The sequence below is a fragment of the Pseudomonas sp. TE6288 genome (genome assembly GCF_054062095.1).
On the sequence record NZ_JBSSEW010000006.1, the window covers coordinates 192,612 to 208,892 of the forward strand.

Below are 16,281 nucleotides of genomic sequence, written 5' to 3' on the forward strand. Positions count from 1 at the left end.
GATGGTCGGCTGCAACTTGTCGAGGAAGCGGTTGAACCAGCCGGCCAGCTCGCCCAGTTCATCCTGCTTGTCGTATTGCAGGCGGCGGGTCAGGTCGCCTTCGCCGCTGGCGATGTCCTTGAGCATGGCGGCCACGCCAAGGATCGGCCGGGTCACGCCGCGGGCCATCAGCCACACCAGCAGCAGGCCGGCGATGGCGGCGGCCAGGCCCAGGCCCAGTTCGAGCAGGGTGCCGCTGTTGTTGAGGGCGTCGAGTTCTACCTTGAGCGCCTCGGCCGGCCCGGTCAGGGCACTTTCCGGCACATCCAGCAGCACGCCCCAGGGCTTGCCGCCGGGGATCGGCTCGAAGGCGGCCAGTACTTTCAGGCGCTGCTGGTCGTGGAGGATCTGCAATTTGCCTTCGGCAAGCTTGCGCACCAGTTCCGCGCCCTGGGTCCGGTCGACCTGGTCGAAGCGCTGGGCCAGCTTGCCGGCATCGGCGCTGTAACCGGCCAGCAGGCCCACGGGGCTGAGGATGCCGACGGTGGTCTGGCCCTCGTAAAGGCTGCGGCTGGCGGTCTGGCTCAAAGCCTGCAAACTGTTGAGGTTGATGTCGATGGACAGGGTGGCGATGACCTTGTCGCCAGCCTTGAGCGGGAAGACGATGCTGGTCATCAGCACCCGCTGGCCGTCGATGTCATAGAAGTACGGCTCGACCACGCACACTGTGCCGGTGCTGCGCGGGCACACCCACCAGGTGTTGGCCGGCTGGCCGCTGGGGCCGATCTCGGTGTTGGCCATGTCGTGCTCGGGCAGCGCCATCGAGGTCAGCTGGCCGACCCGCGGCTGCGACCAGTACAGGGCGAAGCGCCCGGTCTCGTTGCTGCCCAACTCGCCCTGGCCGGCGAACAGCTTGTCCTTGCCATCCAGCGCGCCCGGTTCGAACACCAGCGACAGGCCGAGCAGGTCGGGGTTGGCCTGCAGCGCGGCACGCACCTGGGCAGTCATGTCCTGGCGCAGATCGTAGGCGTCGAGGAAGCGCTTTTCCGCCTGCTCACGCAGGAACAGCACCTGGCGGGCGAAACCGGCGCCGTACTGGTAGGCGTCCATGAACTGACGACGGATGTTCAGGGCCTGGACCTCGCCCTGGGACTCGATGCGCGACTGGGCCGAGTCGGAGAGCATGCGCATGCTGCTGGCTTTCACCAGGTCCGAACTGTGGTCCATGCGGTACAGCGAAAGGCCGACGAGCAGGGTGACGATTGCCGCCAGGCACAGGCCCGCCAGCAGGGTGATCTTCCATTGGATGGAGAGTTGTCGCAGCAAAGGCATGGGGAAAATCCCTTGTAATAGGTTTGATGCTGCCGACTGTGTCGGCCTGCTCGGATTTTTCTTTATTCAAACGTTCAATTAAACCCTGCGACTTTCGTCTATTCCCTACAAAGGGCCGCGGCGCAGACGCTTTTGACTTCTGCCGGTCTGTGCTTCAGAGTGTGCGCCCTTCATAACAACATCCCCTGGTCCGGCCACTGCCTGCGCGCAGTCTGTCGCCGGAATGCCCGCTTTTTGTCTGTCGTAACGAGGTTTGCACACCATGAATGCAGTGATTGCCGCGGTCGGGCTCATGCTGATCCTGAGCCTGTCCCGTGTGCATGTGGTCATCGCCCTGATCATCGGCGCCCTGGCCGGAGGCCTGGTCGGTGGGCTGGGTATCGAGGGCACCCTCAAGGCCTTCAATGGTGGCCTGGGTGGCGGTGCCACGGTGGCGTTGTCGTACGCGCTGCTCGGCGCCTTCGCGGTGGCCATTGCCAAGTCCGGCCTGGCCCATGCCCTGGCCGATCGGGCGCTGGCGATGATCGATCGCCAGGGCCATGCCGACGGTGGCAAGATCAAGTGGCTGCTGATCGGCCTGATGCTGGTGGTGGCGGTGTCGTCGCAGAACATCCTGCCGATCCACATCGCCTTCATCCCGTTGCTGGTGCCGCCGCTGCTGTACGTGCTGACCCGCCTGCGCATCGACCGCCGGCTGATTGCCTGCGTGATCACCTTCGGCCTGATCACCCCGTACATGTTCCTGCCGGTCGGTTTCGGCAACATCTTTCTCAACGAGATCCTGCTGGCCAACGTCGCCCGCGCCGGCGTCGACGTGAGCGGGGTCAATGTCACCCACGCCATGGCCATTCCCGCCGCGGGCATGCTCGCCGGCCTGTTGCTGGCGGTGTGCTTCAGCTACCGCAAGAAACGTGATTACGACCTGGCGCGGATCGAGCAGGTCGAGCAGGTCAGCGTGCAGTACAACCCGGTGACCCTGCTGGTGGCCGGGGTGGCGATCGCCGCGGCGTTCATCATCCAGCTGTGGCTGGACTCGATGATCATCGGCGCGATGGTCGGATTCCTGATCTTCTCGCTGTCGGGGATCGTGCGCTGGAAGGACACCGACGACCTGTTCACCGAAGGCATGAAGATGATGGCGATGATCGGCTTCATAATGATCGCTGCCTCCGGCTTCGCCGAAGTGATGAAGGCCACCGGCGAGGTGAAGAGCCTGGTGGAGACATCGGCGCAATGGATCGACCACAGCAAGGGCATTGGTGCGTTGCTGATGCTGCTGGTGGGGCTGCTGGTGACCATGGGCATCGGCTCGTCGTTTTCCACCGTGCCGATCCTGGCGGCGATCTTCGTGCCGCTATGCGTGCAGTTGGGCTTCGATCCGCTGGCCACCGTGTGCATCGTCGGTACTGCCGGTGCACTAGGCGATGCCGGTTCGCCGGCTTCGGACTCGACCCTGGGGCCGACCTCCGGGCTGAACGTGGATGGCCAGCACCACCATATCTGGGACACCGTGGTGCCGACGTTCCTCCACTACAACCTGCCGCTGCTGGCGTTTGGCTGGTTGGCGGCGATGACGCTCTGATTCCGAGGGGCCAGCGTGGGAGCGGGCGAGCCCCGCGATCACCGGCGCAGCCGGTGCCATATGACGCATCGCTCCCGCGCGCCCCAGGAGAGCACAGGCCGCCTCTGATCAGCCGCGGGTCGGCGCCGGCACGATACGGTTGAGGACGGTGCTGCCGTCCTTGCTGCGGGTCAGGTATACCGGCAGCACCTTGGGCAGCGTGTCGACCAGGCGTTCCACCTCGCGGGTGCTGTAGATGCCACTGATGCGAATGTTGGCGGTGCTGTCGTCGGCCAGGATGAGCGGTTTGTCCAGGTAACGGTTGATCACCGGCAGCGCCTGGCCGAGGCTGAGGTTGTCCAGCACCAGCCTGCCGCTGCGCCAGGCCAGACTGTTGGCGTAGTCGTCGCTCTGGTTCAGTTCGGGTTCGAAATCGCCCTTGTGGTAGCTGGCCTGCATGCCCGGGCCAAGGCGATAGCCGCCGGAGCCGCCGCCGCTGCTGACCAGCACCGAACCTTCCACCAGCGTCACCTTGACCTGGTCCTGGTACTTCCACACGTTGAACTGGGTGCCGGTGACCCGGGTCTGGCCGTCGGCGGCGTGGACGATGAACGGGTGGCTGCTGTCGTGGGTGACCTTGAAGAATGCCTCGCCCTTGATCAGGGTGACCCGGCGCTCATCCTTGAAGTTCAGGAAGCGCAGCTCGCTGTTGAGGTTCAGCTCGACGCTGCTGCCGTCGCCCAGGCGTACCTGCCGCAGGTGGTCGCTGGCTTCGAAATGCTGGTAGCCGTTGGGCAGCCAGCCCTGTTCCCAGCCGAGCCAGCCTGCCAGCGGCAGGGCGAGCAGGGCGATGGCCGCGGCGGAGGCGAACGGGCGCCAGTGGCGCGTCGCCGCCGGGCGCGGCACGGGCAGCGGGATCACCTGGGCGGTGCGCGGCAGCAGATCGGCGGTGTCCCAGATTTCCAGCATCGCCTGGTATTCCTCGGCATGCCGCGGGTCGGCAGCCAACCATTGGCCGAACGCCTCACGCTCGGCCGCCGTGCAATCGTCGGCGTGCAGGCGCATGCACCAATGCGCGGCGGCATCGGTGATTGCATCGTCTTCGCTTGGAATGTGGCGGTCCTGATTCATCGCGGCTCCCGGTTTTGCGGCATTCTACCCCCGGGCGGGGGGTTCCGAGAACGAGTTAATGGCGAATGACTATCAATTGTGCAGTTTTTCGTCGTATCTGCGGTTGGGTTTCATCTGCGACAGGGCAGGGGACTTCGTGGGCGTCGACCAGGGCGGTAGCGCCAAGCCTTGACTTTTTCTTGCGCCACACGCTAGTTTCCCAGCCCATGAACCTATTCCCGCAGTACAGCGCCCTCAGCATTATTACCGCCATTATCAGATTGGCGGGCTAGCGCACACATGCACTGAACCCGCCCTGGAGGCGGGTTTCTTCTCTCTGACTCCTGGGCACGACAAAAAAACCAGGAGTCATCGATGACCAGCCTCAGCGCCACCCCTCGTACCCCGGCAACCCCCCAACAACTGCTGTCCGAGCAAGTGCGTCGGATTCTCTCGGCGCCGGTGTACGACCTGGCCATCGAAACCCCCTTGCAAGCGGCGCCGGCCCTGTCGGCCAGCCTGGGCAACCAGGTCCTGCTCAAGCGCGAAGACCTGCAACCGACGTTCTCCTTCAAGATCCGCGGCGCCTACACCCGTCTGTCACGCCTGACACCCGCACAGCGCGCCCGCGGCGTGATCACCGCTTCGGCCGGCAACCATGCCCAGGGTGTGGCCCTGGCCGCGTCGCACCTGGGCATCAAGGCCACCATCGTCATGCCGACCACCACACCCTCGCTCAAGGTCGAAGGCGTGCGCTCACGGGGCGGCCATGTGGTGCTGCACGGCGAGAGCTTTCCGCACGCATTGGCCCACGCCCTGCAACTGGCCGATCGCGACGGCGCCACCTTCGTACCGCCGTTCGACGACCCCGATGTCATCGCCGGGCAGGGGACCGTGGCCATGGAGATCCTGCGCCAGCACCCAGGCCCGTTGCATGCGATCTTCGTCCCCGTCGGCGGCGGTGGCCTGGTCGCCGGGATCGCCGCCTATGTCAAGTACCTGCGCCCGGAGGTCAAGGTGATCGGCGTCGAACCGCAGGACTCCAACTGCCTGCAGGCCGCCCTGGCCGCAGGTGAGCGGGTGATCCTGCCGCAGGTCGGTACCTTCGCCGACGGTGTGGCGGTGGCGCAGGTGGGGGCGCACTGCTTCGAGCTGTGCCGCCACTTCGTCGACGAGGTGGTGACGGTCGGCAGCGACGAACTGTGCGCCGCGATCAAGGACATCTACGATGACACCCGCTCGATCACCGAGCCTTCCGGGGCCCTGGCGGTGGCCGGCATCAAGCGCTACGTGGCCCGTGAAGGGCTGCAAGGGCAGACCATGGTCGCCATCGACTCCGGCGCCAACGTCAACTTCGACCGCCTGCGCCACGTGGCCGAGCGCGCCGAGTTGGGCGAGCAGCGCGAGGCGATCATCGCCGTGACCATCCCCGAGCGCCCCGGCAGTTTCCGCGCGTTCTGCCTGGCCCTGGGCAAGCGCCAGATCACCGAGTTCAACTACCGCTACTACCCAGGCAAGGAGGCACGCCTGTTCGTTGGCGTGCAGACTCACCCGCAGCAGGACCCGCGGCAACAGTTGCTGGCCAGCCTGGGCGAACAGGGCTACCAGGTGCTCGACCTGACCGACAACGAACTGGCCAAGCTGCACGTGCGCCATACCGTCGGCGGTCACGCGGCACCCGGCGCCGGTGAGCGCGTGCTGCGCTTCGAATTCCCCGAGCGCCCGGGGGCATTGCTGGGCTTCCTCGAGCGCCTGGGCAAGCGCTGGAACATCAGCCTGTTCCACTACCGCAACCATGGCGCGGCACAGGCACGGGTGTTCGCCGGGCTGGAGGTGCCCGAGGACGAGTTGGCCGGGTTGCCACGGGCACTGGACGAGATGGGCTACCAGTACTGGGACGAGACGGAGAATCCGGCCTATCGGTTGTTCATGGGGTAGGCCGGGTTGCGCTGGATCAATGCCCACCTGCCCATTCCGGCGGATGCTGAAAACCTACCGTCAGCTTGAGAGGACCCCGGCCATGAGCAGCACGTTCTTCATCCCCGCCGTAAACATCATGGGCATCGACTGCCTTGAAGAGGCGATGGCGGCGATTGCCGGCTATGGCCTGCGCAAGGCGCTGATCGTCACCGACGTCGGACTGGCCAAGGCCGGTGTGGCCGAGCGCATCGCCGGCATGCTGGCCATGCGCGACATCGATTCGCGGGTGTTCGACGGCGCCAAGCCCAACCCGAGCATCGCCAACGTCGAAGCGGGCCTGGCGATGCTGCGCCGCGAGGGCTGTGACTGCGTGATCTCCCTGGGCGGTGGCTCGCCCCACGACTGCGCCAAGGGCATCGCGCTGTGCGCCACCAACGGCGGGCATATCAGCGACTACGAGGGCGTCGACCGCTCGAGCAAGCCGCAGCTGCCGCTGATCGCGATCAACACCACGGCGGGCACCGCCAGCGAAATGACCCGCTTCTGCATCATCACCGACGAGGCGCGCCACGTGAAAATGGCCATCGTCGACCGCAACGTCACGCCGATCCTGTCGGTCAACGATCCGGCGCTGATGGTCGGCATGCCCAAGGGGCTCACCGCGGCCACGGGCATGGATGCGTTGACTCATGCCATCGAGGCCTATGTGTCCACCGCGGCCACACCGATCACCGATGCCTGCGCGCTCAAGGCCATCAGTCTGGTCAGTGCCAACCTGCGCCAGGCGGTCGCCGACGGCGGTGACCTGGTAGCGCGGGAGAACATGGCCTACGCCCAATTCCTCGCGGGCATGGCGTTCAACAATGCCTCGCTGGGCTATGTGCATGCCATGGCTCACCAGTTGGGTGGCTTCTACGACTTGCCCCATGGTGTGTGCAACGCGGTGCTGCTGCCCCATGTGCAGCGCTTCAATGCCAAGGTCAGCGCCGCGCGCCTGCGTGATGTGGCCAAGGCCATGGGGGTGAAGGTCTGCGCGCTGGACGCCGAGCAGGGGGCCGGCGCTGCGATTTCGGCCATCGAGCACCTGGCGGCGGCCATCGGCATCCCGGCCGGGCTGGCGGAACTGGGGGCCAAGGTCGAGGATGTGCCGGTGCTGGCGGTCAATGCGTTGAAGGATGCCTGCGGGCTGACCAATCCACGGGTGGCCAGCCAGGTGGAGATCGAGGCGATCTTCAAGGCGGCGTTTTAGACTGGTCGAGTCATCGCGGGGCAAGCCCGCTCCCACAAGAGCCGCGAGACCCGGCTCTTGTGGGACTTCCCCTCAGCGTTCGCGCATGAAGAACCCGGCCACATACTTGCGGAAGGTGTCCAGGCTCTTGAAGTCGGCGTAGCGCTTGAAGTTCTCGGTATCCGGCTCCGGCCCGATCGGTTGCTCCAGCAGCGATACCGACAGCACCCGGTCCTGGTCCGAGGTCAGCACCAGTTCATCCATCACTTGGCCGCCAATCACCGGACGGCGCATCAGCACCTTGACGCCCTTGCCGGCCATCCAGTCGATCAGCGACACCAGCGCCTTGAGCGGTTCGCGTTCTTCGTCGCGGTACACCGGGAACAGGTGCCCGCGCGACAGCACCGGCACGCTGGCGACGTGGATCAGTTCGTAGAAATGGCTGCCGGCGGTGGCCGGCGAGTACAGCGCCAGGGCTAGCAGTGGGCCGCTGGCGCGGTTGCCGCCCCAGTACTGGTGGTGGCCCTGGAAGTCGAATCCGTCCTCGCTGCGGTTGTTGAACAGCTTGCGCCCCTTGACCTGGTCCACGCAGTCGAGCAGCAGGCCATGCCGGCGGTGGTTGCCGAACACCGTGGCCTCGCGCAGGCGTGCCTTGAGCATCATCATGTGCTTCATGTCCAGGCGGGTTTCCAGGTAGTTGCTGGCAGGTACCCGCTCCAGCAGCGGGTAGCGGCTGGCGACAGTGCGCAGGTCGGCAAACTGCGCGGTGAGGTCCTTTTTCAGGTGGCTGGCGTAGACGTTCAGGCCACTGGCCTCGATCCAGGTCAGCAGCAGCGACAGCAGGCGCTGCTGCTCGCGGCGCTCGCCGGGCTCGCGTGACGTTGCGGGTGTTTCGCCGTCACTGGCGCGGCGATAGTCGCCGAGCAGGCGCAGTGGCGCATCCGGCGCCAGCCAGGCCGCTGGCGCGGCGCTTTCCTCGGCACGTTCGCCGGCCTCACGCTCATCCTTGCTGAACGGGCAGCCTGGGGTGTGCTCGGGAGTTTCGGGGTTGTTGCGCAGGAACAGGGTGCCGGTGCTGCCGTTCAACGAGACGTTGAGCACCGGCAGGGCATCCTTGCGGCAGTCGCAGGCCAGCCATTGGTTGGCGCTGCGTATTTTCATCAGCCATTGGTTGGCCTGCAGCAGGCGGGGGCCGGTGAGGGTGCCGTAGGCGAAGCCCACCAGCAATTCGTCCTCTGCCGGGGTCAGGCTGCGCACCAGGGCGCCGGATTTTTCGATGATTCGCATTGAGGGGCAGCTCCAAGCTACAAGCCCCAAGCTTCAGGCAAAGCGCGGCGGCTTTCAACTCGAAGCTTGCAGCCTGGGGCCCGCCGCTCACTGGCCGCCGAACATTTTGGCGGCGCGGGCGCGGATTTCCTCGGGGCTGAGGTCTTCCTTGTGGGTGGAGACGAACCACAGGTTGTTGAACGGATCCTTCAGGGTGCCGCTGCGGTCGCCGTAGAACTGGTCCTGCACCTCGCGTACTGCTGTCGCGCCAGCGCGCAGGGCCTGGGCATAGACTTTGTCGCAGTCCTCGACATACAGGTGCAGGCCGACCGCCGGCGTCTCGATGGTCTCGCTGGGCTTGAGGCCGCCCTCCATGTCGCAGGGCGAGCCGAGCATCAGCGAGGAGTCGCCGATTTTCAGTTCGGCATGGCCGATGCTGCCGTCAGGGCCTTCGAGGCGGAACATTTCCATGGCGCCGAAGGCGCTCTTGTAGAATTCGATGGCCTTGGCGGCGTCCTTGATGCCGAGGTATGGTGTCAGGCTGTGCTGGCCTTCGGGGATGGGCTTGGCTGCCATTTGCGTAATCTCCTTTCACGTGGGGTGGGTTGCAACGCCTTGGTGATTAGAGTCGCTCATGAGCCTGGAAAATCGACACTTGCTTTATATCGATTCTCTATAAAAACAACGGGCCGCGTTGCGCCCCATCGCCGGCAAGCCGGCTCCCACAGGGATGGTGCTTGGCTTGAGGGCAGCGCGGTCGGCGTGGGAGCCGGCTTGCCGGCGATGGGCTGCGCAGCAGCCCCGATCAGGCGAATTGTTCAGAAGATGTAGTCGGTCGTAAGGAAGCTCGACTGCCGGTTGCGGATGATCTCGCTGATCAGTTCTTTGTTGGCTTCCTGGAACTTGGTCGCCACCAAGGTGCGGATGGAGAACACGCGCAATGCGTCATGCACCGACAAGGTCCCTTCGGCACTGTTCTTGCGGCCGTTGAACGGATAGGTATCCGGGCCGCGCTGGCATTGGGCGTTGAGGTTGATCCGGCCGACCTGGTTGGCGAAGGTATCGACCAGCGCGCCAATGGTCTGCGGGTCGTTGCCGAACAGGCTCAGCTGCTGGCCGTAGTCGGAATCGAGCACGTAGTCGATCACGCTCTGCAGGTCGCGGTAGGGCACCACGGGCACCAGCGGGCCGAACTGTTCCTCGTGATAGACGCGCATGTCCTGGCTGACCGGGTAGAGCAGCGCAGGGTAGAAGAACGAGCCGCGGCTTTGCCCACCACCTTCGTTGAGCACCCGGGCGCCCTTGGCGGTGGCGTCGGCCACCAGTGCGTCGAGGTAGTCGAGCTTGCCGGGTTCCGGCAGCGGCGTCAGCGCCACGCCGGGCTCCCAGGGCATCCCGGGCTTGAGCGCGGCGAGCTTGCGCTGGAATTTGTCGAGGAATGCCTCGACCACGTCCTCGTGCACGAACAGGATCTTCAACGCGGTGCAACGCTGGCCGTTGAACGACAGGGCGCCGGTGACGGCCTCTTCGACGGCGTTGTCGAGGTCGACCTGGGGCAGGACGATGCCGGGGTTCTTGGCGTCCAGGCCCAGCGCCGCGCGCAGGCGGTGCGGGCGTGGGTGGAGCTTCTTCAGGTCGCTGGCGGCCTTGTGGGTGCCGATGAAGGCGAACACGTCGACCTTGCCGCTGGCCATCAGTGCGCTGACGGTCTCGCGGCCGCGCCCGTAGATGACGTTGATCACCCCAGGCGGGAAGCTGTCGCGGAAGGCTTCGAGCAATGGGCGGATCAGCAGCACGCCGAATTTGGCGGGCTTGAACACCACGGTGTTGCCCATGATCAGCGCCGGGATCAGCGTGGTGAAGGTTTCGTTGAGCGGGTAGTTGTACGGGCCCATGCACAGCGCAACGCCCAGCGGTGCGCGGCGGATCTGGCCAAGGGTGCCCTGCTCGAGCTCGAAGCGGCTGGAGCGACGGTCGAGGTCCTTGAGCGCCTCGATGGTGTCGACGATGTAGTCGCAGGTGCGGTCGAACTCCTTCTCCGAATCCTTGAGGTTCTTGCCGATCTCCCACATCAGCAGCTTGACCACCGCCGTGCGCTGCTCGCGCATGCGCGCCAGGAAAGTTTCGACATGCCCGATACGCTCGGCCACGCGCATGTTCGGCCAGGCGCCGCGGCCCTTGTCGTAGGCGGCCACGGCCGCGTCGAGCGCGGTGAGCGCCGTGTCGGCGTCGAGCAGGGGGGCACTGCCGAGGATGACCTGGCGCTCACTGTCGCCTTCCTTGAGCCAGACCGGGCTGCGCACGGTAGCCAGGGGGCCGGCCCAGTGCCGCAGTTCACCGTTGACCAGATAGTCGCGTTGCTCCAGGGGGGCGGCGAGGCGCCAGGCTTCGGGGATGTCCTCGAGGGCGGGAAACAGCGAGTCGAGCAGACGGTCCATGGGTACTGCACCTCTCAAATCCGGATGATGAAACGCTTCAGCTTGCGAGCATGCGCCGACCTCCGGAAAATTACCAGTCCGGCGCCGTCGTTGCCGATCACTCCTCGAATGGCGGCGGGAGCGCCTTGGCCTCCAGCAGCCTCATTGCGCCGATCGCCAGGCCATAATCCATGGCTCGCGGATCTGCACAGGTGCGCCGCCATTGCCACAGCCGGGTTTGATCGTAGTCTGGCAGATCCGCTGCATTCGTTGGCGCAGTACATCGACACCTCTGGCGCCGGGCCAAGGTCGCCAGCGACCCGGCGCGGGGTTGGGCAGCCGCTGCCAGTGTTCGGGCGTGGCTTCCCGCGCCCAGGCCGGCAGGCATCGCTCAAGAATAGATTGGTGCGGGTTGGAGGTATCCGATGTCCTGTTTGGTTCCTCGCAAAGCTCGCATCAGAGCAGTCGTGATGGCACCGACGGTGGTGCATATGCATCCCGGCCCGCGGGTTGGGAAAACAGGCCTCAATATTGGCCGCGCAACGCCGATAACTGCTAAATCGACTGCCATCGCCTGCCTATGACCATTCCCCAGCATTCTCCTGAACCTACGCATCTGCCATCCGGCACCGTGCGGCACACGCTCAACCGCCTGTTGCCGGTCGGTCTTGCCCTGGTGGGCATCGGCCTTTCGGTCGCCCTGGGTCACCTCGACGCGCAGCGCGAGCGCAGTGAGCAACTGGGCAACCTGGCAGCCCACCTGGCGGGGATGCGGGGTGCGCTGGAGGCGCAGCTGGGCGCGGCGTTCGGCGAGGCCGAAGGCATCGCCCAGCTGATCAGTGCCGACGGCGGCATCAGCCCCGCGCATTTCCATGGCATGGCCCGCGATGCCTTGCAGTCGGTGCCGTACATGCGCCATATCGCGCTGGCGCCGGATGATGTGATCAGCGATGTCTACCCGTTGTCCGGCAACGAGCGGCTGATCGGGCTGGATTACCGCCAGTTGCCGGAGCAGTTTCCCCTGCTGCGCTCGGCCCGCGAGCATGCCCAGCCGGTGCTGGCCGGCCCGCTGCAGCTGTATCAGGGCGGGCGGGCGTTGATCTACCGGCGGCCGGTGTTCGTCACTGGCAACCGCGGCGTGCGTTTTTACTGGGGTAATGTGTCGATCGTTGCCGATATCGACCGATTGCTGCACACGGCGGGGCTGCGCCCGGACACCGAGTTCGAGCTGGCCGTGCGCGGGGGCGATGGCAAGGGCGCCGAAGGCGCGCTGATCTGGGGCGACCCACGGCTGTTCGACGAGCCGCAGGTGAAGATGACCGTGGAGGTGCCGGGCGGCCTCTGGCAATTGGTCGCCGCGCCACGGGGTGGCTGGTCGGGGCTGGACTTGTTCGGCTCGCCGCTGTTCCTGTTCGCCTTGAGCTGCACGGGTGTGTTCAGCCTGTTTGTCGCGCAGCTCAATCGCAAGCAGCGTCTGCTCGAGCAACGCAATCGCGAGCTGCAGCGCTACCAGGCCCAGCTCGAACGCCTGGCCCACTACGACACCATCACCGGGTTGCCCAACCGCATCCTGTTCCAGCAGCAACTGAGCACTGCCATTTTACAGGGCCATGGCCTGGCGGTGCTGATGCTCGACATCGACGGTTTCAAGCAGGTCAATGACAGCCTGGGGCACCCGATGGGCGATCTGCTGCTGCAGCAGGCGACCGCACGCTTCCTGCAGGAGCTCGACAGTCAGGACCGGCTCTGCCGCCTGGGCGGCGACGAGTTCGTGTTCATGCTGCAAGGCGCCCAGGGGCAGGTGAGCCAGCAGGTCCGCGCCTTGCTGCGTTGCCTGCAGCGGCCATTCGACCTTAATGGCAACGCCGCCCTGGTTACTGGCAGCATTGGCCTGGCCTGGTGCCCGCAGCATGGCGAGGACGCCGACAGCCTGTTGCGCCATGCCGACACCGCCATGTACGCCGCCAAGGAGGCCGGCCGCGATGCCTGGCGGCCTTATCACCCGGACATGACCGAGCGCCTGCAGCAGCGCCTGGAGCTGGAGCGCAATCTGCGCCGGGCGCTGGAGCACAACGAGTTCGAGCTGTGGTACCAGCCCAAGGTTGACCTGTTCAGCGGGCAGCTGGAGGGCGTCGAGGCGCTGTTGCGCTGGCGCGACCCGGAGCATGGCCTGATCTCGCCCGGTGAGTTCATCCCCCTGGCCGAGCGCACCGGGTTGATCATCCCGCTCGGCGAGCGGGTGCTGGAACTTGCCTGCGCCCAGTTGGCCGAATGGCGCGCCAGTGATGGCCTGCCCGGGCCGCTGGCGATCAACGTAGCGGCCCTGCAGATTGAGCGCAGCGACTATGTGACCAGCCTCGCCTCGGCGCTGGAGCGCCACGGCCTGCCGGCCAACCTGCTGGAGGTGGAGATCACCGAGAGCCTGCTGATGGAAAGCCAGCAGCAAGCCTGCGCGGTGCTGGCGCAATTGCAGGCCATGGGCGTGGCCACGGCGGTGGACGACTTCGGTACCGGTTATTCGTCACTGGCCTATCTGCGCGCGCTGCCGATCGACCACCTGAAGATTGACCGGGCCTTCATCAAGGACCTGCCCGCAGACGACGACGCGGTGGCCATCGCCAGGGCGATCATCGATCTCGGGCATGCCCTGGGGTTTCGCATCACCGCCGAAGGCATCGAGACTCAGGAGCAGTACGATTTCCTGCGCCACGCCGGTTGCGACCAGGGGCAGGGCTTTTTGCTCGGGCGGCCGATGCCGGCCGAGGCACTGCGCGGCTGGCTGGCCGACAACCACGAGCGCCGGCATCGGCCGCCGGGGCGCTAGCGGGTGGGCTTTCAACCCATCTCCTGGATGCCCAGGCTCGCATACCCCACCCGTGGCACCTGCCCCAGGCGCTGCTCGACCAACGCCAGCAGCGATTCGCCGCTGGCCAGGTAGGCATCGCCGAAATCGTGCCCGCCCAGCGCGCTGGGATGGGCGACTACCTCCAGCACGCCGTGTGCGGGGGCCAACCCGGCCTTGAGGTCGGCCGGGGTGCAGACGAAGTCGGCGGTGCTTCCGGCGAGCTGGCGCAGGCGCCGGTTGAGCAGGCTCTTGAACATGCGCTTGGCCGGCCCGATATTGTGCCCCACATTGCGTGCCAGGCGGATCGGCACCCCTTGGACGCGGGCGAAGCGGGCGACGATGACGCCCACTGGCCAGATGTTGTGCACGTGCTGGTGCGAGTCCAGGTGGCTTGGCATCAGGCCATGATCCAGGCAGTGTTTCCACTGGGCCTCCAGTTCCGCTTCCACGGCGGCCCGCTCGCGGCGCGACAGGTGCAGGGTGCGTTGCTTCAGGCGCAGGTCGAACTCGCCATGGGGCGTGCAGAAGCGCGGCTCGGCGAGGATCGCCTGGCTCAGCGGGCGGCCGTAGGTGAGGTTGAAGTGCAACCCCACCCGTCCCTTGAGCGCCGGCTGCTGGGCCAGCATGCAGGCGGTGGCGAAGGCCGGCATGTTGGCCATGGCCGTGGCCGAGCTGATCAGCCCGGCCTGGAAGGCATGCAGGATGACTGCGTTGGTGTGGGCGCTGAGGCCGAAATCGTCAGCGTTGACTATGACCTGGGATGGCATCCGGGCGCTCCTGTGGCGGGGTGGGGGCGACAACATCGGCTTCCTGGCGCGGCGAGCGTCTGCGCAGGCGTGGCTTGAACCAGTGCCAGCAGCGTAGCGCCAGACCCAGCAGCACGCCGTCGGGGCGCCAGCTGTAGCTGCTCAGGCGCCACTGTTCGACCTGGCCGGTCATGCGCTCGTGCAACTGGTGGCTGGAGTTGTCCAGGCTGACCCGCGAAGCGTCGACCCACTTCCAGTCTTCGTCCACGCCCCAGTGAATCCATTCCTCCAGCAGCACGCGGCCACTGCCCAGGTCGCGGTACTCAGGAACGAAGGCCAGGTTGTAGTCGTACACCCGGCCGCGCTCCAGCAGGCCCAGGCGGTAACTGATGCAGCGCCCGTCCAGTTCCAGCAGCACCAGGCACACCAGGCCTTCGCCGGCCAGGGCGGTGAAGGCCTGGTACATCCATGGGCGACGCTGGGGGCCGGAGAAGATGCCGACCTCGTCGTCGCCTTTCCAGCTGGTCGCTTCGACGGCGCTGATGGCGTCGAGCAGTTCACCCATGTTCTCGGGAGTGGCCACGACCCGGCGCACGCTGGCACCGCAGGCCTTGATGCGTTTGCGCGCGCGGCGCAGCTTGTAGCGTGGGTCGCCGCTGACTTCCTGGCGGTCCTGTTCGTTGATGCGGTGCACCGGCACCCGGCAGGTCAGGCGCTGCTGCCAGGTGGAGCTGGCGCCGGCCCACTGGCGCAGCCAGCCATCGTGCTCGGCGCTGTCCGGTACTTCACTCAACTGCAGCAAGGCATGCGGTAGCCGCTTGCGTATGGCCTGCAGGACCTGGTCGGCATACAGCGCCGGCAGGTCGATGAGCAGGGCGATGCGGTCGCTCAGCGGGTATCCCAGGTGGCGCACCACCGGGGCGAACAGCGGGCCGAACGGTTCGCGGGCACGGATCAGCGGCAGGCACAGGCACAGGCGTTCGTCCTGGTAGCCGAGCAGGACCTGCAGCCGCTGGCCCGGCAGCAGGGCTGACTCGGCGGCGCGCAGCCAGCCGAGGTGGTTGAACGGCGTGCTGTCGGGCAGGCGCCTGCGCAGCACCTCGTAGTCGGCGGCGGGAAAGTCGCCGGCGCGCAGCGAGGCGCACCATTTCAGTTGCAGGCCCATGGGGGTCAGCCCGCCGTGGCCGAGGAGGCCGGAGCCTCCGGCTTGCGCAACGGCTCGAGTCGCGAGGCGGTGTAGCGGCTTTCGCGGAAGAACTTCCAGCGGCCAAACAGGCAGTACACGTTCATGATCCGTCCTTGTTCCTGATAACCCATGCGCAGGTGCAGCTTGAGCGCCGGAATATTGTGCTGCTCGCACACGTCCACCACCTTGGTGCAGCCCTGGGCGGCCATGGCCTTCCACAGTTCCAGCTGCAGGTCCACCGACAGCTCGGTACCCCAGTATTTGCGGATCAGCTCGCCGCCGAACTCGAAGAACTCCCCCGGCCCGACCGGGAACCAGCAACCGTAGTAGTGACGGTCGTGGTAATGGCGGCTGCTGCCCCAGATGAATGCCACGGCGTCGTTGTCGTCGTCGAGGAACATCAACCCGGTATGGCCTTCGGCGGCCAGCTCGCGCATGGTCTCGACGCGGTCGCCGAAGTGGCGGGCGAAGGCGCGCACGTTATGCACGGTGATGTGCTCGACCCGCAAGGTGCCGTAGGGCTTGAGCCGGTGCGGCGGCACCGGGCTGACCAGGTCGCGCTCCATCCACAACAGTTCCCAATGATAGAAGACGTAATGCCGGAAGGCGCTACGGCAGGTGGCTCGCAGTCCCTTGCGCTTGATGCGGTCCTGGATCTTGGTGAATGCGGTCATCGTGCCTCCTGGGCATG

At 66.1% G+C, this 16,281-nt stretch carries 11 protein-coding genes and 1 pseudogene; 4 read left to right on the forward strand and 8 right to left on the reverse strand.

Going from position 1 to position 16,281, the window contains the following annotated elements:
• Positions 1–21: 21 nt before the first annotated feature.
• Positions 22–1,311 (reverse strand): annotated as a pseudogene (locus ACVWY1_RS08350) (HAMP domain-containing protein); the annotation flags it as partial.
• 262 nt (positions 1,312–1,573) lie between these two features.
• Here ACVWY1_RS08350 and ACVWY1_RS08355 point away from each other — a divergent pair.
• Complete coding sequence (locus ACVWY1_RS08355; RefSeq protein ID WP_102682302.1) at positions 1,574–2,893, forward strand: Na+/H+ antiporter family protein; 1,320 nt, start codon at positions 1,574–1,576, stop codon at positions 2,891–2,893.
• 108 nt (positions 2,894–3,001) lie between these two features.
• On the opposite strand, the gene ACVWY1_RS08360 is transcribed toward ACVWY1_RS08355, so the two are convergent.
• Positions 3,002–4,003 carry a FecR family protein gene (locus ACVWY1_RS08360; RefSeq protein ID WP_457378104.1) on the reverse strand — a complete coding sequence of 334 codons (1,002 nt, stop codon included), beginning with the start codon at positions 4,001–4,003 and terminating at the stop codon, positions 3,002–3,004.
• Positions 4,004–4,357: 354 nt separating this feature from the next.
• Here ACVWY1_RS08360 and ilvA point away from each other — a divergent pair, with 354 nt between their 5' ends.
• Both ilvA and yiaY read left to right on the forward strand, forming a co-directional pair.
• Positions 4,358–5,920, forward strand: coding sequence for a threonine ammonia-lyase, biosynthetic (ilvA, locus tag ACVWY1_RS08365; protein WP_457378105.1), 1,563 nt, complete (start codon positions 4,358–4,360; stop codon positions 5,918–5,920).
• A gap of 82 nt (positions 5,921–6,002) precedes the next feature.
• On the forward strand, positions 6,003–7,151 hold the full coding sequence (yiaY, locus tag ACVWY1_RS08370) for an L-threonine dehydrogenase (RefSeq protein WP_457378106.1): 1,149 nt from the start codon (positions 6,003–6,005) through the stop codon (positions 7,149–7,151).
• 72 nt (positions 7,152–7,223) lie between these two features.
• Here yiaY and ACVWY1_RS08375 read toward each other — a convergent pair whose 3' ends face one another.
• The 3 genes from ACVWY1_RS08375 to ACVWY1_RS08385 form a co-directional block, all read right to left on the reverse strand.
• A complete protein-coding gene (locus ACVWY1_RS08375) occupies positions 7,224–8,417 on the reverse strand; it encodes a hypothetical protein (RefSeq protein ID WP_457378107.1) in 1,194 nt (397 codons plus the stop codon).
• A gap of 87 nt (positions 8,418–8,504) precedes the next feature.
• Positions 8,505–8,972, reverse strand: a complete 468-nt coding sequence (locus tag ACVWY1_RS08380) for a VOC family protein (protein ID WP_102682297.1) — start codon at positions 8,970–8,972, stop codon at positions 8,505–8,507.
• Between the two features lie 242 nt (positions 8,973–9,214).
• Complete coding sequence (locus ACVWY1_RS08385) at positions 9,215–10,834, reverse strand: NADP-dependent glyceraldehyde-3-phosphate dehydrogenase (protein WP_277503824.1); 1,620 nt, start codon at positions 10,832–10,834, stop codon at positions 9,215–9,217.
• A 559-nt stretch (positions 10,835–11,393) separates the two neighbouring features.
• Between ACVWY1_RS08385 and ACVWY1_RS08390 the strand changes: the two genes are divergently transcribed.
• Positions 11,394–13,637, forward strand: coding sequence for a putative bifunctional diguanylate cyclase/phosphodiesterase (locus tag ACVWY1_RS08390; protein ID WP_277503826.1), 2,244 nt, complete (start codon positions 11,394–11,396; stop codon positions 13,635–13,637).
• A gap of 11 nt (positions 13,638–13,648) precedes the next feature.
• On the opposite strand, the gene ACVWY1_RS08395 is transcribed toward ACVWY1_RS08390, so the two are convergent.
• Genes ACVWY1_RS08395 through ACVWY1_RS08405 form a run of 3 tightly spaced genes read right to left on the reverse strand, consistent with a single transcriptional unit; the run spans position 13,649 to position 16,264 of the window.
• Positions 13,649–14,425 (reverse strand): ChbG/HpnK family deacetylase, encoded by a 777-nt coding sequence (locus tag ACVWY1_RS08395; RefSeq protein ID WP_277503828.1) that lies wholly within the window; start codon positions 14,423–14,425, stop codon positions 13,649–13,651.
• On the reverse strand, positions 14,397–15,569 hold the full coding sequence (locus ACVWY1_RS08400; RefSeq protein WP_457378108.1) for a GNAT family N-acetyltransferase: 1,173 nt from the start codon (positions 15,567–15,569) through the stop codon (positions 14,397–14,399). Before ACVWY1_RS08400 ends, ACVWY1_RS08395 begins: the two co-directional genes overlap by 29 nt.
• 5 nt (positions 15,570–15,574) lie before the next feature.
• Entirely contained in the window at positions 15,575–16,264 is a 690-nt protein-coding gene (locus ACVWY1_RS08405; RefSeq protein ID WP_102682292.1) for a GNAT family N-acetyltransferase, read from the reverse strand.
• Positions 16,265–16,281 lie beyond the last annotated feature (17 nt).